Source organism: Oceanobacter mangrovi (genome assembly GCF_019740315.1).
In the GTDB taxonomy this organism is placed as follows: Bacteria; Pseudomonadota; Gammaproteobacteria; order Pseudomonadales; family Oceanobacteraceae; genus Oceanobacter; species Oceanobacter mangrovi.
The window spans coordinates 205,321-228,175 of record NZ_JAHXZR010000005.1 but is presented as its reverse complement, the minus strand read 5'-3'; the positions used below and the strand labels follow the sequence as shown (position 1 = coordinate 228,175).

Sequence of the window (22,855 nt, the reverse complement as noted above, 5' to 3'; positions counted from 1 at the left end):
ATAACGATGTGATTATATAGGTTGTGTGCTGTTTATATGGATAAAAAAAGCGGCCGGTGGCCGCTTTTTCTTGCTTCATTGCCCCAGCTCAACGTTGTTGTGAGGCTGGGCCGGGACATCAGCAATCACTGCAACTTACTTGTTGGACAATGAGTAGACATAGGTTGCCAGCAGGTGAATCTTGGCGTCTGCGTTGGCGCCAAGAATCTCCTTGTGAGCCGGCATCTTGCCAGCACGACCGTGACGCAGTGTCATTTCGATCTGCTTGGAAGAACCACCATACAACCAGATTTCGTCAGTCAGGTTTGGTGCACCCATCAGGATGTTGCCCTTACCGTCTGCACCGTGACAGATGGCACAGTTCTGCAGGAACTTGGGCGCTGCAGCTTCAGCCAATGCGGCTTCATGCTTCAGGCCAGACAGGCTGCGAACGTAGTTTACCATCTGGTTTACGCCTTCATCACCCAGTACGGCTTCCCAGGCTGGCATTGCGCCCTGGCGACCATTGGTGATGGTCTGGACGATTTGTGCTGGTTGGCCGCCATACAGCCAGTCCTTGTCAGTCAAGTTAGGGAAGCCGAGGGCACCCTTGGCAGTGCTGCCGTGACAGACGGAGCAGTTGCTCTTGAACAGACGCTGACCGGTTTGCAGGGCTTCATCGTTGTGAATCAGCTCGGCAACTGGAGTGGAGGAGTACTTGGCATACAGAGGTGCAATTTCTGCATCGAATGCCTGTACTTCTGCTTTCCACTGGTTGTGGGCAGTCCAGTTAACTTCCTGACCGTCAACGGTCACAGTGATCACGCCCTTGTAGTTACCAAAACCGTACATGCCCAGGTAAGCCAGACCAAACAGGATCGTCGCCCAGAACATGAATACCCACCAGCGTGGCAGCGGGTTGTCGATTTCCTGAATACCGTCGTAGTCGTGACCGGTGGTTTCAGTTGTTTCTTCCTTTCTCATACCGCGGCTGGTGTATACGATCAGTATGCCGCAGCCAACGATGGATCCCACTGTAATCAGGGTGATCCACACTTGCCAGAATGTACCTAACATATCTATTTACTCCGATCTTTATCGATTTGCTGGTCATCGTCATCGTCCAGAAACGGAATTCTGGCGTCCTCATCAAAGCGTTTCTTGCGGCTGGACCCGTAGGCCCACCAGAAGATTGCCAGCATAGCGATGAGGGCGAAAACCGAACCCAAACCGCGCAAATCGTTAATATCCATGGGATTACCGTTTAGTGATCACTGTGCCCAGGTGCTGCAGGTAAGCAACCAGCGCTTCAATTTCAGGTTTGCCATCGACTGCAGCCTTGGCACCCTCAATGTCCTGATCGGTGTAAGGAACACCAACCATGCGCAGAGCTTCCATTTTCTTCGGAGTGTCACGTCCATCTACCTTGTTTTCGAACAACCATGGGTAGGATGGCATGATGGACTCAGGTACTACGTCACGTGGGTTGTACAGGTGAGCACGGTGCCATTCGTCGGAGTAGCGGCCACCAACACGGGCCAGATCCGGACCAGTACGCTTGGAACCCCACAGGAATGGGTGTTCGTAAACGGATTCACCGGCAACGGAGTAAGGTCCGTAACGCTCGGTTTCAGCACGGAACGGACGAACCATCTGGGTGTGACATACGTGACAGCCTTCACGGATGTAGATGTCACGGCCTTCCAGCTGCAGGGCAGTGTAAGGCTTCAGGCCTTCAACCGGCTTGTTGGTGTCGGCGTGCCAGAACAGTGGAACAATCTCAACCATGCCGCCCCAGCTCAGAGCGATCACGATCATTACCACCATCAGTGGCAAGCTTTTTTCAATAGTTTCGTGTTTCATCGTCCCTTACCCCTTAAGCCTGCGCAGGAACTGCCGCAGCGTTTTCTTTCTTGGCTGCACGTACTGTCATGTACACGTTGTACGCCATGATCAGCATGCCAGTCAGGAATACAGCACCACCCAGTACACGTACTACGTAGCCAGGGTGAGAGGCTTCTACAGATTCAACGAAGCTGTAGGTCAGGGTGCCGTCGTCGTTAACCGCGCGCCACATCAGACCTTGCATGATGCCGTTTACCCACATCGCAGCGATGTAAAGCACGGTACCAATGGTAGCCAGCCAGAAGTGAACGTTGATCAGACCGATGGAGTGCATTTCACCAGCCTTGCGGTTGAACATGATCGGAATCAGGTGATACAGGGCACCAATGGAAACCATCGCAACCCAACCCAATGCACCAGAGTGAACGTGACCAATGGTCCAGTCAGTGTCGTGAGACAGGGCGTTAACGGTCTTGATGGACATCATTGGGCCTTCGAAGGTAGACATACCGTAGAAAGACAGGGATACCACCAGGAAGCGCAGGATCGGGTCATTACGCAGTTTGTGCCATGCACCGGACAGGGTCATCATGCCGTTGATCATACCACCCCAGGATGGTGCCAACAGGATCAGGGACATGGCCATACCCGCAGTCTGGGCCCAGTCAGGCAGCGCAGAGTAGTGCAGGTGGTGAGCACCGGCCCATACGTAGATGGAGATCAGAGCCCAGAAGTGAACGATGGACAGACGGTAAGAGTAAACAGGACGACCAGCCTGTTTTGGAACGAAGTAGTACATGATGCCCAGGAAGCCTGCAGTCAGGAAGAAACCTACCGCATTGTGGCCCCACCACCACTGGATCATGGCATCAATAGTGCCAGGCCAGATGGAGTATGACTTGGTCAGGGAAACTGGAATCGCCAGGTTGTTACCGATGTACAGAATCGCAATCATGATCATGAACGCAGCAAAGAACCAGTTTGCAACGTAAATGTGCTTCTCTTTACGAACCGCCAGGGTACCCAAGAAGTTCACTACATAGGAAACCCACACCAGTGCAACCAGAATGTCGATTGGCCATTCCAACTCGGCGTATTCCTTGGTAGAGGTCAGACCCATAGGCAGGGTGATAACGGCCAGTACGATGACTGTGTTCCAGCCCCAGAACGTAAACGATGCCAGAGTGTCAGAGAACAGACGGGTACGGGTCGTGCGCTGAACAATGTAGTAAGAAGTTGCAAACAGGGCGCTGCCGCCGAAAGCAAAAATAACCCCGTTGGTGTGCAGCGGACGCAAACGTCCAAACGACAACCATGGGGTATCAAAGTTCAGTTGAGGCCAGGCCAGCTGGGCAGCGATCAGTACACCGACTGCCATGCCAACAATGCCCCAGACAACAGTCATGATGGCAAATTGTCTTACCACCTTGTAGTTGTATTCAGGATGGTCGATTGCTGTGCTCATGATTGGATTCCAATAACAGCGTGGGATTGAGGGTTCTAATTTTGGGCGACACATTATCGGGCGGTTATTGGCGCTTTGCAAATAAACGTCCGGCAACTGCCTGATTTTTCAGGGATATACAGCATGCTGGTTATCTCCTGATCTTCTGAATGTGAGAATAAATATCATTTACTATCAGATATAAAGCAGCCATCACAATCAGTATCAAATGCCCGGAACCACCGGATTCTGTGGCTTTAGGCAGCACCAGCCATAATAAGCAGGGTTCGTCTATTGTTATTGACCTGAGACAAAAAGCTATTGGCTAATAAGGTTTCACAACTAATTTGCCAGTTTATTCGACCAAAGTGGTAAGACCAAATGACAAAAACAATCTGCCCGTCAGATGTGACGACAGTACCCAAATTGCTGTTATTACATGGTGCGGGTGCCGGGCTGGATTCACCTTTTTTGCAAGCTGTGATGCAGCAGTGTACGGCGCTTGGCTATTCGATAGAGGGATTCGAATTCAGTTATATGCAAGAAATGCGACGCACTGGCAAACGCAGGCCGCCACCAAAAGTTGAAAAATTATTGCAGGAATTGAAGGAGTATCTGGCAGCAGAAACGGCCCCAGTGGTCGTAATTGGCAAGTCAATGGGCGGCCGGATTGCCACCATGCTGGCGGCGGATAGACTCTGCCAGCCGTGTTTGAGCGGTGTGGTTGCGTTAGGTTATCCCTTTCATCCAACCGGCAAACCGGAAAAATTGCGCGTGGCGCATTTACCAGATGTGAGAGTTCCGCTGCTGATTGTGCAGGGTAGTCGGGATCCTTTTGGTCATCGTGAGGAGGTGCCAGCTTATCCGGTGGGAGACAAGCTGGCGCTGCATTGGCTTGAAGGTGGAAATCACGACTTTGATATTGCCAAAAACAGTGGTCGTAGCCAGCAGGATCTGATTGCCGAAGCGGTGGATCGACTGCACCAGTGGATTACCGCAGGCTTCTGATGCTACTGGTACTGACTGCAATGCTGCCGAGTATCAGGCGGTCAGGATCGTAATTCGCTCTTCCCGCATCAGGATTGGCTGAAACGCCGCAATGACTTCCTTGCGTTCATCCGATACAGACCAGCGCTCCCAGTCCTGCTGGCTTTGCCAGTTGGTGATGATAACTCGGTGGTGCGTGTCTCTGGCATCTTTATAGGAAGCACCGGAAACATAGCCCGGGGCTTCCAGAATGGCATGCAGGGTGCGTTTCATGGCTTCTTCGTAGGTGGACTCCATGTCATCGGCGATGCGGCGGTCGATTATTACTTTGATCATCTTATTGTTCTCTTGGTCGTTATGAAGAGAACATAGAGGCGCAGGGAGCGCAAATCAACCATTGGCGGCTGTGCTTTAGTATAGCTCTGCTGCTGTTAATTCTGTGGCTGTAGTCAGTAGCTGCCGGTGATGGCAGTAGTAGATAGGGTGCAGTAGAAATCAAAAGGCCAGCTGTGTGCTGGCCTTTGTGTGGTTAGACAGCGGGTTACAGAATAACCGGCTTGTCCCAGCCACGAATGCGGATTTCCGTGTCGGTGATTTCCAGATCGGCTGGTTCCAGTACGTTTTCGCCGAAGCGATAACGTGGCTCCATTTCACCGCGCAGCATAGCGTCATCATAGGCCTGGCTGGCAGCAGCAACCGCCTGGTTGTTGTTCATCCAGTTTTGCAGTGCACTGTCTCCATGACGGGCCTGCAGTAGCTCGCGGGTTTTGGTTGGGGAAATAATGGCCGCTGAGGCGTTGTTGCCGCCAAAGCCCTTGGCGTTGACAAAACCCACCACCATTTTGTCGCTGTCGACAGACTTGTCTTGCAGCACAAATTCCAGACCTTGCTGATGGACGTCATCGGCAATCTTGTCGGTGGTCTTGATGCCAGGAATCAGGCCGGTAGCCCAGGTGCCCAGCGTTGCCATCAGCTGGTCAGCGGAAGCAGCTGCCAATGAATGGCCCACAAAGGTCTTCACTGCGGTAATGGGCCAGTCGCTGATGCCAAACGCGCGCGCCAGTTCTTCATATATATGAGATTCGGTAACGCGGTTCTGCGGTGTGCTGCTGCCGTGGGCGTGCACGAAACTGTTTTTCAGTGCCTCATCGCCCAGTTCCCGACGGGTGCTGGCCATGACCTTGGCCATGGTCAGGTAGTTGCCTACGCCCGGGTTGGAAATGGATTTCTTGTAACCATCGGCGTTGACCTGCACATCACCAATGCTGCCATGAATGGACAGGCCCAGCTCCAGCGCCAGTTTGTCATCAGTCAAAATAAAGAACTGGGCTGATTCGGCAATGGTGAAACCACAGTTTTCACCAAACGGACGACATGCGCGACGCAGGTCCGCGGCTTCTTCGGCATTTTTTCCATCCAGTTTCTTCAGGTTGGCCTCTGACGCCAGTGCTGTCATGGCGTTGTAGCCTTCGACAATTTCTGGCACCAGTGGTGACTCAGCGTTGCCGACAATAACGATACGGCGACGGCCGGACTCAATGTCGTTCTTGGCCATCTGCAAATTATAAAGGAAGGTTGCACAGGCCGCTGTGATACTGCCGGTTTTACCAACGTTGCCCAGTACATAGGCATTGATAAAGTCGGCTGGCATCTGGCTCATGCCCATGGCGCATTGCTTGGATGAGGTGCGCTTGCCGAGCAGAGCGGATTGCAGCATGCCGCCGTTGCCATAACCGTCGTTCTGGCCCATGGACGAACCGGCATAAACGGCAATTTCATCAGGGCCAACGTGTTGGCAGAGGGTTTCCCATTCAACGCCCAGCGAACCCAGCGCATCGCTGGCGGCAAAAACGGCCATTTGCAGGCCACGTGGGTGGTGGTGAGAGCGATACAGTTTGGCGGGATCGAAGCCTTTTGGCATCTGGCCCGCGCTTTGTACGGGCAGGCGACGATGGGTCAAACGCCAACACTGATTGCCATCGGCATCCTTGAACGGCTCATGGAACGGAACGGCCTTGGCATCCCAGTCAACGTTGTCCCATTCACGCACCAGGGTGCCGTCAAGAATGGCTTGTTCGTCGGTTGTGCCCATCAGGGCGGCGAGTGCGGTCAGCGTACGTTCACGATCGGCAGGTGACAGCGATTCCAGCACCATGCGACGAAATGCATGGTGACCGGCGCTGCGACCTGCGGCATTGATTCCACCAAAACCTGTAATTACTGCCAGATTTTTCATTATCCAGTTTCCAAGAGCGTTTTTATTATCTTAGAGGCAAGGGTTTCTCTTTGAGTAGATTAATATGGACAAAAAATAATACGATAAAGACATTTATTGTTTGGAGAGATTAACTCTATGTTGCGCAGCGTGACACTGCTGTTGGTGGAGCAAATGATGTTGTCGAGCATCACGATTGCGGTGGAGATGCTTGAAGCGACGCGGGCGCGGCTGCGTTTGCAGCGTCAGCAAGCAGCGGATTTTCATATCCAGGTCGCTTGTCAGCCCGCTACTGATCTGGCCAGGGTTTGTGTGGGAGGTTTGCGGCTGCAGCCGGATGTCACTATTGATGAGGTTGAGCAAACGGATCTGATTGTGGTGCCTGCCTTGTGGCGGGATCCGCAGCGAATCATTCGTCATAACCGGCCGCTGATCGACTGGATTGCAGCCCGTTATCAGCAGGGGGCGGCGATTATTTCAGTCGGTACTGGCGTGTGCCTGGTGGCGGAAAGCGGCATTCTGGATGGCAAGCCAGCCACTACTCATTGGCATTATCAGGATCGTTTTGCCAGTCATTACCCGGCGGTGCTATTACAGCGTCAGCATTTGTTGACCCAGTCGCAACGTATTTATTGTGCTGCCAGTGTGAACTCCGGGGCGGATTCAGTGATTCACTTTATCGGCAAAACCTGGGGGCGAGAGATGGCCTTGCAAGTAGAACAGCAGTTTTCTCCGGAGATTCGTAATCCGTTCGAAAACCGGGTGTACAGCCCGGAAGACACGCTGGCTCATGCCGACGAAGAAATTGTGATGGCGCAAGCCTGGATGCGGCGCTATTTGCGTGAGCCGTTTTCGTTGGCGTTGCTGGCGCAACGGGCTGGCCTCAGTGAGCGTCAGTTCAGTCGTCGCTTCAAACAGGCGACCGGTGTGACGCCTTTGGAATATTTTCAGACCATTCGCTGTCAGGCAGCGCGCGAACTTTTGCAGCAAAGCAATCTCACAGTAGCAGACATTGCTCTGGCGGTCGGATTTGGTGACAGCAGCTATTTTATTCGCATCTTTCGGCGTCTGGCTGGACAGTCGCCAGGGGAATACCGGGACAAGGTTCGTGGTAAATTATTTACCGATACATGAACCAATCGGGCCGCAGTGAACGAAAATGAATGGCTTGTGCGCAAAAATTCTCCATACATTGTAGTGATTCTGTCTATTTTTTTTGGTTATACTGCTGCCGCCATCGAATCTGACGAGGTGGAAGGGGGAGTTTTCTGGCAGATTTGTCGGAAAATATGCAACTCAGGGATCCTGTAAAAAAACTACAAGACCGTTGAGTTCTGCTTCTGTACACGTCAGACTGGCTCCGCTTTCGTTAATCCATACCAGCGTAGTTACCAGTATGGTTATGACGAATGGCGGACATTTCCGGGCAGTTGAGCCGGAGCAGAACATTGTCGCTTGCCGGAGAAGGACGACAGGTAAGTTCAGAATTCAAAGGGTAACAGGCTCACAAGGCCCGAACCCGTGCCTTATCCGGGCGCATATAAAAAAGAAGACTGGGAGTTCCGTATGACACAAGATGTCGATATCTACGAAACACAAGAATGGCTGGATTCACTCCACGCGACCATCCGCCATGCAGGCCCTGAGCGTGCAGCCTTCTTGTTGAAAGCATTGTTTGACCATGCGATGGCGAAAGGCGTTGAATTGCCTGCCGCAATCACTACTCCTTACCGCAATACCATTCCTCTGGAAAAAGAAAAGCGGATGCCGGGCGACCTGTTCATGGAGCGCCGTATTCGCTCTCTGGTCCGCTGGAATGCGCTGGCAATGGTTATGCGTGCCAACGATAACGACGAAGGTCTCGGTGGTCACATCGCCTCTTTCTCGTCTGCCGCCACTCTGTACGATGTGGGTTTCAACTATTTCTTCCGCGGCAATGACGATGGCCACCTGGGTGACCTGATCTACTTCCAGGGTCACTCTGCTCCTGGTATCTACGCCCGTTCCTACCTGGAAGGTCGTTTCGACGAAGAACAACTGGACAACTTCCGTCGCGAAGTCGATGGCAAGGGTCTGTCTTCTTACCCGCACCCATGGTTGATGCCGGACTACTGGCAGTTCCCGACTGTATCCATGGGTCTGGGCCCAATCGGCGCTATTTATCAGGCGCACGTCATGCGTTACCTGTCTGCTCGTGACCTGGTTGCCCGTGGTGACCGTAAGGTGTGGGCATTCCTGGGTGACGGCGAGTGTGATGAGCCGGAAACTCTGGGTGCTATCTCTCTGGCTGGTCGTGAGCAGCTGGAAAACCTGGTGTTCGTGGTTAACTGTAACCTGCAGCGTTTGGATGGTCCGGTCCGTGGTAACGGCAAGATCATGCAGGAACTGGAAGGCGTATTCCGCGGCGCTGGCTGGAACGTGATCAAGGTGGTCTGGGGTCGTCACTGGGATGTGCTGTTCGAAAAAGACAAGTCCGGTATGCTGCAGAAGCGTATGGACGAAGTCTGCGACGGTGAACTGCAGAACTACAAGGCCAACGGTGGCGCTTACACTCGTGAGCACTTCTTTGGTAAATACCCTGAGCTGGCGGAACTGGTTAAGGACATGTCTGATGAAGACATCTTCAACCTCAACCGCGGTGGTCACGACCCATTCAAGGTATACGCAGCTTACGCAGAAGCCATGGCGAACAAGGGTTCTCCTACCGTTATTCTGGCTCAGACTGTTAAAGGTTATGGTCTGGGTGATGCAGGTGAAGCGGCTAACCCGACTCACTCCGTGAAGAAGCTGGATAAAGACTCACTGAAGCAATTCCGTGATCGCTTCGGTATTCCGCTGACTGACGAGCAACTGAAAGACGTACCTTATTACCGTCCGGCTCCAGACAGCCCGGAAATGAAGTACATGATGGAAACCCGCAAGAAGCTGAACGGCGTGGTTCCTTCCCGTCGTGCCGACTTCGAAGCGCTGAAAACTCCGACTCTGGAATCTTTCAAAGGCCAGCTGGGTGGTTCCGGCGAGCGTGAACAGTCCTCTACCATGGCGTTTGTACGGGTACTGTCACAACTGGTGAAAGACAAGGAAATTGGCAAGCGCATCGTGCCAATCGTGCCTGACGAAGCCCGTACTTTCGGTATGGAAGGTATGTTCCGTCAGTTGGGTATCTACTCTTCCCAGGGTCAGAAATACACCCCGCACGACTCCAACCAGATCATGTACTACAAGGAAGACAAGAAAGGTCAGATCCTTGAAGAAGGTATTAACGAAGCGGGTGCAATGTCTGCATGGCTGGCTTTGGCCACTGCCTACAGCAACAGCGCTTGCCCAATGGTACCGTTCTACGTGTTCTACTCCATGTTCGGCTTCCAGCGTATTGGTGACCTGGCATGGCTGGCGGGTGACATCCAGGCACGTGGCTTCCTGATTGGTGCTACGGCTGGTCGTACCACGCTGAACGGTGAAGGTCTGCAGCACCAGGATGGTCACAGCCATCTGATGGCGCACACCATCCCGAACTGTAAGTCTTACGACCCAACCTATAGCTTCGAAATGGCTGTGATCATCCAGGATGGTCTGAAGCGCATGTACGAAGACAAGGAAAACTGCTTCTACTACATCACCGCCATGAACGAAAACTACGTTCATCCGGAAATGCCGGTTGGTGCAGAGGAAGGCATCATCAAGGGTATGTACGTACTGAAAGAAGGCAAGCCTTCCAACGGTCCACGTGTACAGCTGATGGGCTCCGGTACCATTCTGCGTGAAGTGGAAGCGGCAGCGGTTATCCTGCGCGAAGACTACGGTGTTGAATCTGACATCTGGAGCGTGACTTCGGTTAACGAACTGGCTCGTGACGGTCAGAAGACCGAACGCTGGAACCTGATCAACTCCGACAAGGAAGCGAAAGTTCCATACATCACTGCCCAGCTGGCTGCTAAAGAAGGCCCGGTTGTTCTGGCTACTGACTACATCAAGTCCTACGGCGAGCAACTGCGTGCATTCGTACCAGGTGCGTTCAAGGTACTGGGTACTGATGGCTTCGGTCGTTCCGATACCCGTAAGAAACTGCGTCACTTCTTCGAAGTGGATCGTGGCTTTGTGGTACTGGCTGCCCTGACTGAACTGGCCAAACAAGGCAAGTTCGATGCAGCGGAACTGCCAAAGGTACGTGCCAAGATGGGCATCGACGCTGATAAAGCAGATCCAACCACGGTTTAAGGGGAGGCTGACAGATGAGCAAAGTAACTGTAGCAGTACCTGATATCGGTGGTGCTGAAGACGTAGATGTGATCGAAATCTCTGTTGCCGTTGGCGACAGCGTTGAGGCAGAACAGGACCTGATTGTTCTGGAAACTGACAAGGCCTCAATGGAAGTACCTTGCCCGGAAGCGGGCAAGGTAGTTGAACTGCTGATCAGTGTTGGCGACAAGGTAAAAGAAGGTACCCCGATTCTGGTACTGGAAACTGCCGCTGGTGAAACCGTAGTGGCTGCAGCTCCGGCTGAAGCTGCTCCGGCACCGGTTGTTGAAGCTGCTCCGGCACCGGTTGTTGAAGCTGCACCAGCTCCGGCAGCGGCGCCTGCGCCAGCTGCTGGTGGCAGCAAGACTGTTGAACTGACTATCCCGGATCTGGGTGGTGCTGACGAAGTAACCGTGATCGAACTGTGTGTCGCTGCGGGTACGGAAGTCGGCGCTGAAGAATCCCTGATCGTGCTGGAAAGCGACAAGGCATCGATGGATGTTCCTGCGCCGCAAGCGGGCAAGATTGTTGAGTTCAAGGTGGCTGTTGATGGCAAGGTTAAGGAAGGCGACGTATACGCAGTGATGGAAGTTGCCGGTGCTGCAGAAGCCGCGCCTGCACCTGTTGCTGCGGCGGCTGCACCTGCCGCCGCTGCGCCTGTTCCGGCAGCCGCTCCGGTTGCAGCAGCACCTGCTGCTGAAATTGAACTGCCTTTGCCTGATCTGGGTGGTGCCGATGGCGTTACCGTGATTGAGCTGTGTGTGGCTCCGGGTACTGCGGTCAAGGCTGAAGAGTCGCTGATCGTACTGGAAAGCGACAAGGCGTCTATGGACGTTCCGGCTCCGGAAGACGGTATTCTGGTTGGCTTCAAGGTTGTTGAAGGCGACAAGGTTTCCGAAGGTGATATCTACGCCGTATTCAAACCTGCCAGTGCTGCGGCTGCCGCACCTGCGCCGGTTGCTGCGCCTGCACCTGCGGCCCCCGTTGCTGCTGCTCCGGCACCTGCTGCTGCAGCGCCAGTTCCGGTTGCTGCCAGTGCGGGTCTGGCTGAGAAAGAAGGCAAGCCTGGTGACTTCTATGCTGGTCCATCTTCCCGTCGTCTGGCGCGCCAGCTGGGTGTGGATCTGGGTAAGGTCAAGGGCACTGGTGTTCGCGGTCGTATCACCAAGGACGATATTCGTCTGTACGTGAAGGAAGCGCTGAAGCGTGCCGAACAGGCCCCTGCAGCGGCTGCCGTCACTGGTGGCTCTGGTATTCCGCCAATTCCTGCGGTTGATTTTGCCCAGTTCGGTGAAATCGAAATGGTCAAGATGTCCAAGATCAAGAAGGTGACTGCGGCGAACATGTCCCGTGCCTGGCTGAATGTGCCACACGTGACCCAGTTCGACGAAGCCGACATCACGGATCTGGAAGCCTTCCGCAAGGATATGAAAGCCGAATCAGAAAAGGCGGGTGTGAAACTGACACCACTGCCATTCCTGATCAAGGCAGCGGCCATGGCTCTGCGTGCAGAACCAAGCTTCAACGTATCACTGCATCACGATGGCGAGCACATTGTTCAGAAGAACTACGTGCACATCGGTATCGCTTGCGATACACCAAATGGTCTGATGGTGCCTGTGCTGCGTGATGCCGACAAGAAAGGCATCTACCAGATTGCCCAGGAAACCAATGATCTGATCAAGGCTGCCCGTGATGGCAAGCTGAAGCCTCGCGACATGCAAGGCGGCTGCTTCACCATTTCCAGTCTGGGTGCCATCGGTGGTACCGGATTCACGCCAATCGTGAATGCGCCAGAAGTGGCGATTCTGGGTGTTTCCAAAGCCGAGATGAAGCCGAAGTGGAATGGCAAGGAATTCGTTCCTCGCAACATGCTGCCATTGGCGGTGTCTTACGACCACCGTGCGATCAATGGTGCCGACTGCGGTCGCTTCTTCACCACCATGGTGAACATGATTGCCGATATCCGCCGTCTGGTGCTGTAACAGTTTGCCCCGTGGGGCAAACTCTGATGGCCGGCAGTTGTCGGCCATCAGGCAAGAGCCAACAATTTGGGGGTTGGCTCTTATCCTGTTCCAGGTGTGAAAACACCGTTGGTAACTGCTTTTTCCGGCCTTTGGGGCCGGTTTTTTGTTTTTATACTGCCAGTATTTATTGCTTGTCATTGCCTGATTTGAGCGTGGCAATTCCTCACCGGATTCTGACGACTCCCGGCGCTCACTGACACCTGTTGACCCTCTTTTCCGACACAATTCAGCCTCTTCAAACGAGAATCTATGAGGTAAGAATGCGTATTCCGGCATTGTCTCTGACTGTTTTGCTGTTGGGCTCGGGCGCTGTAATGGCCGCCGGATTTGATGATTCCCAAAGTGGTGGGCAAGGCGGGCGTCCACCCAAGCCGCCGTCATTTTCAGAACTGGATCAGGATGGCGACGGCTATGTCAGCAAGTCTGAAGCGTCGGTAATTCCTCCATTGAGTGAACATTTCAGCGAAATTGACAGTGATGGCGATGGCAAGTTGTCTGAACAGGAGCTGGAAAGCCACAAACCTCAGCCACCATCTGGCGGTCAGCCGCCACAATAAGTTGCTCTTGCCGGAGAGGCCTCCAATGCCTCTCCTTGCCAGACTCTGGCGATATTGCACACGCCATTTGTGCGCTTGTGGAGCAAGTCGAAAAGCAACCCGTCAATTGCTGGTGCCGCTGGCGTATCTCGTCTACTCTGACTAAAGGAATGGTTGGCATGAGACGGCATACCCACCTATGCGGACATTGATGCTCCCGGTCGCGGCGCTGGTTTGTTTACTGGCGGCAGTATTGTTTATCGACAAGCTGTTGGTACATCAAGGTTACCTGGCGCACATGGACACCACCAAAACCCGTCTGAATGAACTCACCAACCGGTTGTCGGCGGTGGTCAACCAGCGTTTACAGCTAACGGATGCCTTATCGGCTTTCGTAAAGTCCCGCTCGGAATTCTCGGTCGAGGAATTTGATGCCTTTGCCACCTCTGCCGCTAACAACAGCAACGGCATAATGGGGCTGCAGCTAGCCCCCGATAACGTCATCCGTTACACCACCGATATCCCCCGTAATGGCCGTGTGCTCGGCTATAACCTGATGAATATTGCCTGGCAAAAAGCCCAGATTGAGCGCGCTATTGCCAATCATTCTTTGCTGGTTGCGGGGCCGCAGGAGCTGTATCAGGGCGGTCGGGCGATCATTGCCCGTAATCCCATTTATACCGACAACAGTGTGCGTGAAGAGTACTGGGGTATGGCCATTGTGCTGGTTGATGTAGGCCAGTTGTTTCTCGATGCTGGGCTGACTCGCAGCGATGATCAGATTGAGCTGGCGGTGCGAGGCCGTGATGGCAAGGGGGCAGACGGCGAAGTATTTTTCGGCGATCCCGATCTGTTTCGTCGTGATCCGGTGGTGGCATCCGTGCTGCTGCCAAATGGCAGCTGGCAAGTGGCCGCTATTCCGGTAGACCACGTCAACTGGAACCTGCAGCGAGTGTTACTCTGGTGTGTTTTCGGGGTGATCGCGCCGGTGCTGTTCTGGCTGTTGTTTCGCATGCAACGTGAGCCGGAAATGCTCAAGGCGAGAATTGACGAGGCCACGCTGGAGTTGCAGGAAGCCTATCGCAAGGCGGAAGCAGCCAACAAGGCGAAGTCGGAGTTTCTCGCCAATATGAGTCATGAATTACGGACACCGTTGAATGCGATTATGGGTTTTAACGGCCTGATTCAGGATAACTCGCTGGACCCTGAAGCCCGTGAATATGCTGAGGAAGCTCTGGTGTCTTCCCAGCACTTGCTGGCGCTGGTCAATGACCTCTTGGATATCGCCCGAATTGAAGCCGTGGGGCCGGAAATCAAGCCGGAAGCTTTCCATCTGGCACAGCTAACTTCAGTGATCGAGTCGAACCTGAGATCTTTGCTGAAAGGCAAGCCGGTTGACGTTGATGTTCAGCTTGACCCGGCTATTCCGCCTTGCCTTGTGGGTGATCCGTTACGGCTAACCCAGGTGTTGATGAACTTTGCCAGTAACGCTGCCAAATTTACGGAGCGAGGGCGGGTGGAATTACGGGTTGATTGTATCGAACGTGATGCTGCTGGCGTGTTGCTTCGCTTTCGGGTAACTGATACCGGCCGCGGCATTCCGGCAGACAAGCTGGACGCTATTTTTGAAAAATTCCAGCAGGTTGACAGTTCCGATACACGCGATTACGGCGGCACCGGATTGGGTTTGAGTATTTCGCGCTCGCTGGTTGCAGCCATGGATGGCAAGTTGCTGGTAAGCAGTGATGCCGGTCGGGGCAGTTGTTTTGGATTTGACGTGCGACTGCCGATTGCAGACTGTCAGGAAGCTGGTGTGGGCTTTCGTTGCCCGGGCAGCAGTTTGTTGGTTAATGGCCCGCAGGAGTGCATCATACGCCAGCCGGCCCATGCCGCTGAGTCAGCTGATGAACGACCGCTGGCAGTGATTCGGGTGCTGGTGGTGGATGATAATGCGGTAAACCGCAAGGTTGCTGCTGAAGTACTGCGGCGCGAAGGTATCACGGTTGACAGTGCGGATAATGGCGATCAGGCGATTAAATATCTATTGGCTGCCAAAAACCGCCCGGACGTGGTGCTGATGGATGTTCAGATGCCTGTTATTGGTGGTCTGGAAGCAACCCGTATTCTGCGCCAGCGGCATCATTATCCGGGGGTGATCATCGGCCTGTCCGCCAATGCATCGGAGGCTGATGTGCGTGCCAGTCTGGAAGCTGGTATGAACGACCATATCTGTAAACCGTTCAAGAAAAATGAGCTGATTGAAGTGATTACACGGCAATTGGCCCGCCAGCGAACAGGCGGTCCTGCATAACGCTGGCTGTCAGCGAATCATCGACATACGCCGCAGTGAGCGCTGGGCATTACTTTCAAAGCGGCTGCTGTGCTGCAGGGTTTCTTCGACAAAGGCCAGGTGATTGTTAACCGCTTTACGTGCTGCTTCGCCATTACGTTCCAGCACGGCATCGCGCATGGCTTCATGTTGCTGGCGAATTTCCTCGCGACGGCTTTCTTCGGTGTAGAGATAGGTGAGGTTGGTGGCGATGGTCTGCTTGAACAGACTCAGCAACGCCCGCATCGAATGCAATAAAACGGCATTGTGGGAGGCTTCGGCAATCGACAGGTGAAAACGCCAGTCTAGCTCAGCCTCTTTTTCGGCACCGAGACGAGCGTTATGGCCATCGAGCCATTCCTGATAGCGCTGACGAATAATTTGGTGGTCAGACTCCGTTGCCCGTACTGCCGCATAATGGGCCGCAATTTCTTCCAGTGCGTGACGATATTCGAGCAGATCGTAATTGAATTCCGGATGGCTGCCGAGCAAGTCGAACAGCGGATCTGTCATCGACATGCCAATGTTATCGGCCACATAGGTTCCGCCACCCTGGCGACGAATAACCAGCCCTTTTGCTTCCAGCTTGTTCAAGGCCTCGCGTACCGATGGCCGTGACACCTCAAAACGCTCCGCCAGCGCCCGTTCTGTAGGGATTTTCTGGCCAGGTTCCAGGCTGCCTTCAATCAGCATGCTTTCCAGCTGTTCCGCAACAATGTCGGAAATTTTCTGGCTGCGGATTTTCTGGTTAGGCATGGGGGTGTCCGAAGAGGTTGGGTCGTTGAAAGGGAGAACAATGCTACCCGGCAGGATTATGACTATCCTGATTTGAGTCAGGTCTGGTTGGTAAATCTGCCAAATGGCTGTCTGCAGATTGACCAGAACGTTAATCAGAGGTAAGTTGTTCAGAATAATTTGGTAAATTGGTATTACCAATTTAGATAATTAAAATAAAAACCGCAAGTATTTTATTGAGTTGCTGTCCGGTTGAGTCGGCTGACGCAGCTCAGCTGCCTTGTCGGTCACCGCAACCGTGGAGCTTTTCATGTCCCAATTAGCTGGCGCGCCACGCCGCCCGTACCCTCCAGCGCCACAGCGTATCTATCTGATGGGTACCTGTCTGGTCGATAGCTTCTATCCTCAGGCCGGGATGGATGCGATTCAGTTTTTTCAGCAGCTTGGTATCGAAGTGATCTTTCCACAGGCACAAACCTGTTGTGGTCAACCGGCCTGGAATAGTGGCTATGAGGCGGAAGCCAGAGCGGTGGCACGCCAGCAATTACGGGCTTTTGCCGAGGATATTCCGGTGGTGGTCATGATGGGATCCTGTACTGGCATGATGCATCACGAGTATCCCAGGCTGTTTGCCGGTGAGCCGGAAGAGCAGGCTGCCTGCGGACTGGCAAAGCGCACCTATGAATTCAGTGAGTTTCTGATCCGGATACTGAATGTCGGCTTTCATGATATTGGTAAGACCAATTTATCAGGGGTGGATTCACCCGTAATAAAAGTCGCGCTGCACACGTCGTGTTCTACCCGTCGCGGCATGGGGCTGGCGGCCGAACACCAAGCGCTGGTGGATCGTTTGCCGGGCGTTCAACGGGTTGAACCGGAACGAGTGACCGAGTGTTGTGGTTTCGGCGGTACCTTTGCGGTCAAGCAAGCGGATATTTCCGCTGCCATGGCCCATGACAAGGCGATGGCGATGGCGGCTACCGGTGCGGACCTAATGACCAGCGCCGATTGCGGCTGTTTGATGAACATCAGTGGCACCATGCAGCTACTTGAGCAGCAAGGCCAATGTCAGGCAATGCCAGTCAAACATCTGGCCACGCTGGTGTGGGAAGCGGCCCAGTCCAGCCGGGTCGTTGTGCAGGAGGGCGAAGCATGAGCGAATTGCGTAACCAGCCGGAGTTTATCGAACTGACCGAAGTGGTTGATCGGGAAGAACATGAGTTTGCCGATATGGCCGCGCGGCACTTCAAGGCGCGCGCCAAAATGGCACTGGAAAACGATACCTTGCGTGCCAGCTTTCGTGGTGCCAGTGATTTCCTGATGGCCAAACGCCGTTCGGTATTCCCGGATGAGGAGATGCTGCAAGCCCTGCGTGATCGCGGTGAAGCCGCTCGCCAGCGCAGTTTGCAGGATCTACCGGATTTGCTGGAACTGCTCGAACAGAACCTCATCGCCAACGGCATTCAGGTGCACTGGGCTGAAACTGCCCAGCAGGCCAACCAGATCATTCACGACATCATGGTCGCCAATAACGCCCGTTCGGTGGTGAAGGGCAAGTCGATGGTGAGTGAGGAGATCGAGCTTAATCATTACCTTGAGGCACGTGGTATTGAATGCCTGGAAAGTGACATGGGCGAATATCTGGTGCAGCTGGCCAAGGAAGCACCGTCTCACATCGTGATGCCGGTGATTCACAAGAACAAGCAGCAGATCGCCCGCTTGATGCACACCCGGGCGACCACGCCGGATGGCGAAGCGGTGCCGTACAGCGAAGATGTTGATGATCTGATTGGCAACGCCCGGGCGATTTTGCGGCAGAAATTCCGCCAGGCTGACGTCGGTATTTCCGGCGTTAACATGGCGATTGCCGAAACCGGTACCTTATTGCTGGTCGAAAACGAGGGCAATGGTCGCATGAGCACTACGGTGCCGCCGGTGCACATCGCCATTACCGGCATTGAAAAAGTAGTGCGCTCGCTGAGCGATGTGCCGGAACTGCTGACGCTGCTGCCACGCTCGGCCACCGGCCAGATCATAACCACCTACGTCAACATGATTTCCGGCCCGCGCAAGGCTGAAGAACCGGATGGCCCAGAGCAAGTGCATCTGGTGTTGCTGGATAACGGCCGTTCGAAAATGTTCAACCATCCGGATCTGAAACCGACCCTGCAATGTATTCGCTGTGGTGCCTGTATGAACCACTGTCCGGTCTACGCCCGGATTGGTGGGCATGCCTACGGGTCAACCTATCCGGGTCCGATTGGTCAGGTGGTGACGCCGCAACTGGATTCGTCCGGTGGTCTGGGCGTTCATGCCGACATGGTCAATGCCTGTTCGCTTAACGGCGCTTGTGGCGAAGCCTGTCCGGTACGAATTCCGCTGCCGGATCTGATTCGTAAATTGCGTGCTGAAGCGAATGCTCCGGTGACCGTACAACACGACGGTAAACCCCATGTGAATGGCAGCGGCAGTCATCGCTCGCTGGCGGAAAGTCTGATCTGGCAGGGCTGGAGTCAGCTGCACCGCCACTCGGCGTTGTATCGCCTGACCACCACGGCAATAACCAAAGGCCGGGTGTTGATGCCATCCAAACTGTCGCCCTGGACGAATACCCGGGTGATGCCAAAACCTGCTGCCAGCAGCTTGCACCAGTTGGCTAAAAAAGCCGGTGTGCCGTCTTCCGCCGCGGATATCAAAACCGCCCAAACCCCGGATGCAACCGATAACCGCGAGGGCAAATCATGATCAGCGCCAAAAGCAATATTCTCGGACGCTTGCGTAAAGGTCAGTCCGTGCAGGCAACCGCTGCCAGTCGTCATGAACTGCCAACGTTACCGCGCTTGCCGAAAGATCAGTGGAAGGCCAGCTTTATGGAGCTGATGAGCGCCAATCATGCTGACATCGTTGAAACCACTGAAGCCGGCTGGCAGCAGGCACTGGTCAGTGAACTGGGCAGTCGTCAGATTGGTAATCTGGTGGTGGCCAGCCGGGCGGAAAATTTGCCCTTAATAGAACAGTTGCCCCGGCAGCTGAGTGGATTGACGGTAACAGTGTTCGATCAGGCGGTGGAAGCCGGTGCCGACACCGCCATGCGGTCGACACTGTTTCAGCAAGCGGAGGCGGGTCTCAGTTATGCCTCGGCGGCGTTGGCGGAAACCGGTTCGCTGGCCTTGGTCACTGGCCCACAGGAGCCTCGTACGCTGTCACTGGTACCACCGTTGAGCATTGTGGTGGTGCGTGAAAGCACTTTGTTATCGGGTGTTGCCGAGCTGTTCGAGCACTCGTTCGACAAACAGCAGGGGCAGCTTTTGCCGACCAATCTGGTGCTGGTTTCCGGCCCCAGCAAGACCGCCGATATCCAGCAAACCCTGGCTTATGGTGCTCATGGTCCCAAGTCCTTGTTGATCCTCTGGGTTAACGATCTGCATGCTGAATCCGTCGGGTGAGTGAGTTTTCATGAAAGCAAATTACACCGCATTGTTAAAAGATCTGGCCGGGTTGGTGGATGCTGAGCGGATCATTACCGATCCTCTGCGCAAACTGGCATTTGGTACAGACGGCAGTTTTTATCGGCTGATTCCACAAGCTGTGGTGATGGTTGATAACGAACAGGAAGTGGTTCAGTTGCTGTTACTGGCACAGCAGCATCAGGTTCATGTGACTTTCCGGGCGGCGGGTACCAGCTTGTCTGGTCAAGCGGTCAGTGACGGTATTCTGGTGCGTTTGTCGAGCCAGTGGAATGGCATGGAAGTGCTCGCCAACGGTGATCGCCTGCGGGTGCAGCCGGGGGTGATTGGTGCTCATGCCAACCGTAAGCTGGCACCGTTCGCGCGTAAGATTGGCCCGGATCCAGCCTCCATCAATGCCTGTAAAATCGGTGGTATTGTTGCCAACAACGCTTCCGGGATGTGTTGCGGTACGGCCCAGAATACCTACCAAACCATTGAGTCGATGAAGCTGGTGCTGGCTGATGGTACCCGGCTGGACACCGCCGACGCTGCCTCGCGGGCGGCTTTTATGCAGCAGCAACCCGGCCTGATCGCTGCACTGGCGTCACTGCATGCCGAAGTAGCCAGTAACAACGAGCTGCGTCAGCGCATTATCAAGAAGTTCTCGATCAAGAACACCACGGGTTACAGCCTCAACGCGCTGGTCGATTTTGACGATCCGATCGACATTCTGATGCACCTGATGGTGGGATCGGAAGGCACGCTGGGATTCGTCTCCGAAGTCGTCTATCGCACGGTAGAAGAGCATGCCCACAAGGCGTCGGCGATGCTGATTTTTGCCGACATCGAACAGACCAGCAAAGCTGTTACGGCACTGTCAGTGACTCCGGTGGCAGCGGTTGAGCTGATCGACCGGCCGGGTCTGCGCTCGGTGCAGGACAAGCCTGGCATGCCTGGCTATTTGCCAACCCTGAGTGATGATGCGGCAGCCTTGCTGGTGGAAGTGCGTGGTTGTTCAACCGCTGAGCTGGACAGCAAGCTGACTGAAGTTCTGGTTGCCTTGCAGCCGTTCGAGTGTCTGCACGGCAAGGAATTCACGACGGACCCGGCGACCTGTGCGCTGTACTGGAATATCCGCAAAGGCATGTTCCCGGCAGTCGGTGCGATGCGCGAAAAAGGCACCACGGTGATTATTGAAGACGTGGCTTTTCCGGTCGAGTCGCTGGCGCCAGCAGTGCTGGAACTGCAGGCGCTGTTCAAAAAATATCGCTACGACGAAGCCATTATCTTCGGCCATGCGCTGGCCGGTAACCTGCACTTTGTGTTCACCCAGAATTTCACCGACCCAGCCGAAATCCAGCGCTATGCGGATTTTATGGACGAAGTCTGTGTGCTGGTAGTGGGGCGTTATGACGGTTCACTGAAAGCCGAACACGGCACCGGTCGGAATATGGCACCGTTTGTTGAACTGGAGTGGGGCGCCCAGGCCTATCAGCTGATGTGGCGCATCAAGGAGGCCTTTGATCCCAACGGCATTCTCAACCCGGACGTGATTCTGACCCGCAATCTGCGCACCCACATCGACAATCTCAAGCCGATTCCGGAAGCTCATGAGCTGATCGACAAGTGCATTGAATGTGGTTTCTGTGAGCCGGTTTGCCCGTCGAAAAACCTTACCCTGACACCGCGTCAGCGGATTGTGGTGATGCGTGAACTGAGCCGTCAGCAGCGAGCGGTGAATGGTGAGCCGCAGTCGGCGGACTATCAGCAAATGCTGAAAGACTATCAGTACATGGGGGTGGATACCTGCGCCGCCGATGGCTTGTGCAGCACGGCTTGTCCGGTGGGAATTAATACCGGTGACCTCAGTCGCTATTTGCGTCACGAACGTAACGCCCGTTATGAAGGCCGCGCGGAGTGGGTTGCGGGTCACTTTGAAACCCTTGCCAACGCCACTCATGGGGCGCTGAAAATGGTCGATATTACCCGCTCGATTGTGGGCGATTCGGTGTTGGCCGGGGCCAGTAAACTGGCTTCCAGACTCAGTTTCGACAAGCTGCCGCTATGGCACGATGCTATGCCGCAAGCCAGCGACACTGCCAGGCCGCTGGTGGGTTGTCGGGCTGATGCCGACGTGCTGTATTTCCCCAGCTGTGCCAGTCGCAATATGGGGCCAGCCAAACAGGATGCCGAACAACGCAGCCTGCAGCAGGTGACGCTGGAGCTGGCTCAAAAAGCCGGTTTGCAACTGAGCCAGCTGGAAGATCAGCAGGCCTTCTGCTGTGGCATGCCGCTGGAAAGCAAAGGTATGTTTGAACAGGCTGACGCCATGAGCGAACAGCTCAATCAGGCGTTATTGCTGGCGACTGACAATGGCCGTATTCCGGTATTGATCGATACCAGCCCTTGTACCTTCCGCATGCAAGGTCGGCTGGATTCCCGCATTCAGTTGCTCGATCCGGTACGTTTTGCCAACGACTATCTGGTGCCGCGGCTGAAGGTGAATCCGGTTGACGATGAAGTCGCCGTCCACGTGACCTGCTCGACGGTGAAACAGGGACTGGGCAACGAACTGGTTAAACTGGCCAAACATTGCTCCAGCAAGGTAGTGGTGCCAGAAGACATCAGCTGTTGTGGTTTTGCCGGAGATCGCGGCTTTGTACTGCCAGAATTGAATGACTCGGCACTGGCACCATTAAAAGCCCAGGTCAGTCATTGCAAGGAAGGTATTTCGACCAGTCGCACCTGCGAAATTGGCCTCACCAAAAACAGTGGTATCGCTTACCACTCTTTGTTTTATCTGCTCGACCGGGTCAGCCAGCCGCTAGTCTGATCGTCCTGGGGCGTTTTCAATTAGTAAAGCGGCCCTGCTGAGAGCCAGTTGGCTTCAGAACAAGGCATGAGGAGCGTGCCCTTTGTCGTTCAATAAACAGGGCCAGCTAAATAAGTGACGAATAACGCAGTGCCTGGAGCCAACGGGACTCAGCCCGAAGGGTTATGGTTAAAAATCCACCATGCTGTGTTGTTGAACTTGTAAAGGGCTCGCCATTCCCTTCGTTCAACGCCTTGC

At 54.4% G+C, this 22,855-nt stretch carries 17 protein-coding genes; 10 read left to right on the top strand and 7 right to left on the bottom strand.

The window, feature by feature from the left end; genetic code table 11:
• Window positions 1–135: 135 nt before the first annotated feature.
• The 4 genes from ccoP to ccoN are packed head-to-tail and all read right to left on the bottom strand — an operon-like array spanning window position 136 to window position 3,289.
• On the bottom strand, window positions 136–1,056 hold the full coding sequence (ccoP, locus tag K6123_RS12580; RefSeq protein WP_221798236.1) for a cytochrome-c oxidase, cbb3-type subunit III: 921 nt from the start codon (window positions 1,054–1,056) through the stop codon (window positions 136–138).
• A 2-nt stretch (window positions 1,057–1,058) separates the two neighbouring features.
• Complete coding sequence (locus K6123_RS12575) at window positions 1,059–1,232, bottom strand: cbb3-type cytochrome oxidase subunit 3 (protein WP_221798234.1); 174 nt, start codon at window positions 1,230–1,232, stop codon at window positions 1,059–1,061.
• Window positions 1,233–1,236: 4 nt separating this feature from the next.
• Window positions 1,237–1,842, bottom strand: a complete 606-nt coding sequence (gene ccoO / locus K6123_RS12570) for a cytochrome-c oxidase, cbb3-type subunit II (protein WP_221798232.1) — start codon at window positions 1,840–1,842, stop codon at window positions 1,237–1,239.
• 13 nt (window positions 1,843–1,855) lie between these two features.
• Window positions 1,856–3,289, bottom strand: coding sequence for a cytochrome-c oxidase, cbb3-type subunit I (ccoN, locus tag K6123_RS12565; RefSeq protein WP_221798230.1), 1,434 nt, complete (start codon window positions 3,287–3,289; stop codon window positions 1,856–1,858).
• A gap of 360 nt (window positions 3,290–3,649) precedes the next feature.
• Between ccoN and K6123_RS12560 the strand changes: the two genes are divergently transcribed.
• Window positions 3,650–4,276, top strand: coding sequence for an alpha/beta family hydrolase (locus K6123_RS12560; protein ID WP_221798228.1), 627 nt, complete (start codon window positions 3,650–3,652; stop codon window positions 4,274–4,276).
• A 33-nt stretch (window positions 4,277–4,309) separates the two neighbouring features.
• On the opposite strand, the gene K6123_RS12555 is transcribed toward K6123_RS12560, so the two are convergent.
• Both K6123_RS12555 and K6123_RS12550 read right to left on the bottom strand, forming a co-directional pair.
• Complete coding sequence (locus K6123_RS12555) at window positions 4,310–4,591, bottom strand: antibiotic biosynthesis monooxygenase family protein (RefSeq protein WP_221798227.1); 282 nt, start codon at window positions 4,589–4,591, stop codon at window positions 4,310–4,312.
• A gap of 205 nt (window positions 4,592–4,796) precedes the next feature.
• Complete coding sequence (locus K6123_RS12550) at window positions 4,797–6,491, bottom strand: beta-ketoacyl synthase (RefSeq protein WP_221798224.1); 1,695 nt, start codon at window positions 6,489–6,491, stop codon at window positions 4,797–4,799.
• Window positions 6,492–6,608: 117 nt separating this feature from the next.
• Between K6123_RS12550 and K6123_RS12545 the strand changes: the two genes are divergently transcribed.
• The 5 genes from K6123_RS12545 (at window position 6,609) to K6123_RS12525 (ending at window position 15,583) form a co-directional block, all read left to right on the top strand.
• Window positions 6,609–7,604 carry a GlxA family transcriptional regulator gene (locus tag K6123_RS12545; protein ID WP_221798222.1) on the top strand — a complete coding sequence of 332 codons (996 nt, stop codon included), beginning with the start codon at window positions 6,609–6,611 and terminating at the stop codon, window positions 7,602–7,604.
• Window positions 7,605–8,036: 432 nt separating this feature from the next.
• Entirely contained in the window at window positions 8,037–10,688 is a 2,652-nt protein-coding gene (aceE, locus tag K6123_RS12540) for a pyruvate dehydrogenase (acetyl-transferring), homodimeric type (RefSeq protein WP_221798221.1), read from the top strand.
• 14 nt (window positions 10,689–10,702) lie between these two features.
• Window positions 10,703–12,694, top strand: a complete 1,992-nt coding sequence (gene aceF, locus K6123_RS12535) for a pyruvate dehydrogenase complex dihydrolipoyllysine-residue acetyltransferase (RefSeq protein WP_221798219.1) — start codon at window positions 10,703–10,705, stop codon at window positions 12,692–12,694.
• A 302-nt stretch (window positions 12,695–12,996) separates the two neighbouring features.
• Entirely contained in the window at window positions 12,997–13,293 is a 297-nt protein-coding gene (locus K6123_RS12530; protein ID WP_221798217.1) for an EF-hand domain-containing protein, read from the top strand.
• Window positions 13,294–13,483: 190 nt separating this feature from the next.
• The gene (locus K6123_RS12525; RefSeq protein WP_221798215.1) at window positions 13,484–15,583 is read left to right on the top strand and encodes a response regulator; all 2,100 of its coding nucleotides are present in this window, start codon (window positions 13,484–13,486) and stop codon (window positions 15,581–15,583) included.
• 9 nt (window positions 15,584–15,592) lie between these two features.
• On the opposite strand, the gene K6123_RS12520 is transcribed toward K6123_RS12525, so the two are convergent.
• Window positions 15,593–16,357, bottom strand: a complete 765-nt coding sequence (locus K6123_RS12520) for a GntR family transcriptional regulator (RefSeq protein ID WP_221798213.1) — start codon at window positions 16,355–16,357, stop codon at window positions 15,593–15,595.
• Window positions 16,358–16,646: 289 nt separating this feature from the next.
• Here K6123_RS12520 and K6123_RS12515 point away from each other — a divergent pair, with 289 nt between their 5' ends.
• Genes K6123_RS12515 through K6123_RS12500 form a run of 4 tightly spaced genes read left to right on the top strand, consistent with a single transcriptional unit; the run spans window position 16,647 to window position 22,618 of the window.
• Window positions 16,647–17,492 (top strand): (Fe-S)-binding protein, encoded by an 846-nt coding sequence (locus tag K6123_RS12515; RefSeq protein WP_221798210.1) that lies wholly within the window; start codon window positions 16,647–16,649, stop codon window positions 17,490–17,492.
• Window positions 17,489–19,081 carry a LutB/LldF family L-lactate oxidation iron-sulfur protein gene (locus tag K6123_RS12510; RefSeq protein ID WP_246624768.1) on the top strand — a complete coding sequence of 531 codons (1,593 nt, stop codon included), beginning with the start codon at window positions 17,489–17,491 and terminating at the stop codon, window positions 19,079–19,081. Before K6123_RS12515 ends, K6123_RS12510 begins: the two co-directional genes overlap by 4 nt.
• Window positions 19,078–19,782, top strand: a complete 705-nt coding sequence (locus K6123_RS12505; RefSeq protein WP_221798208.1) for a LutC/YkgG family protein — start codon at window positions 19,078–19,080, stop codon at window positions 19,780–19,782. The genes K6123_RS12510 and K6123_RS12505 overlap by 4 nt, the downstream gene beginning before the upstream one ends.
• Window positions 19,783–19,792: 10 nt before the next feature.
• Window positions 19,793–22,618, top strand: coding sequence for an FAD-binding and (Fe-S)-binding domain-containing protein (locus K6123_RS12500; RefSeq protein WP_221798207.1), 2,826 nt, complete (start codon window positions 19,793–19,795; stop codon window positions 22,616–22,618).
• Window positions 22,619–22,855 lie beyond the last annotated feature (237 nt).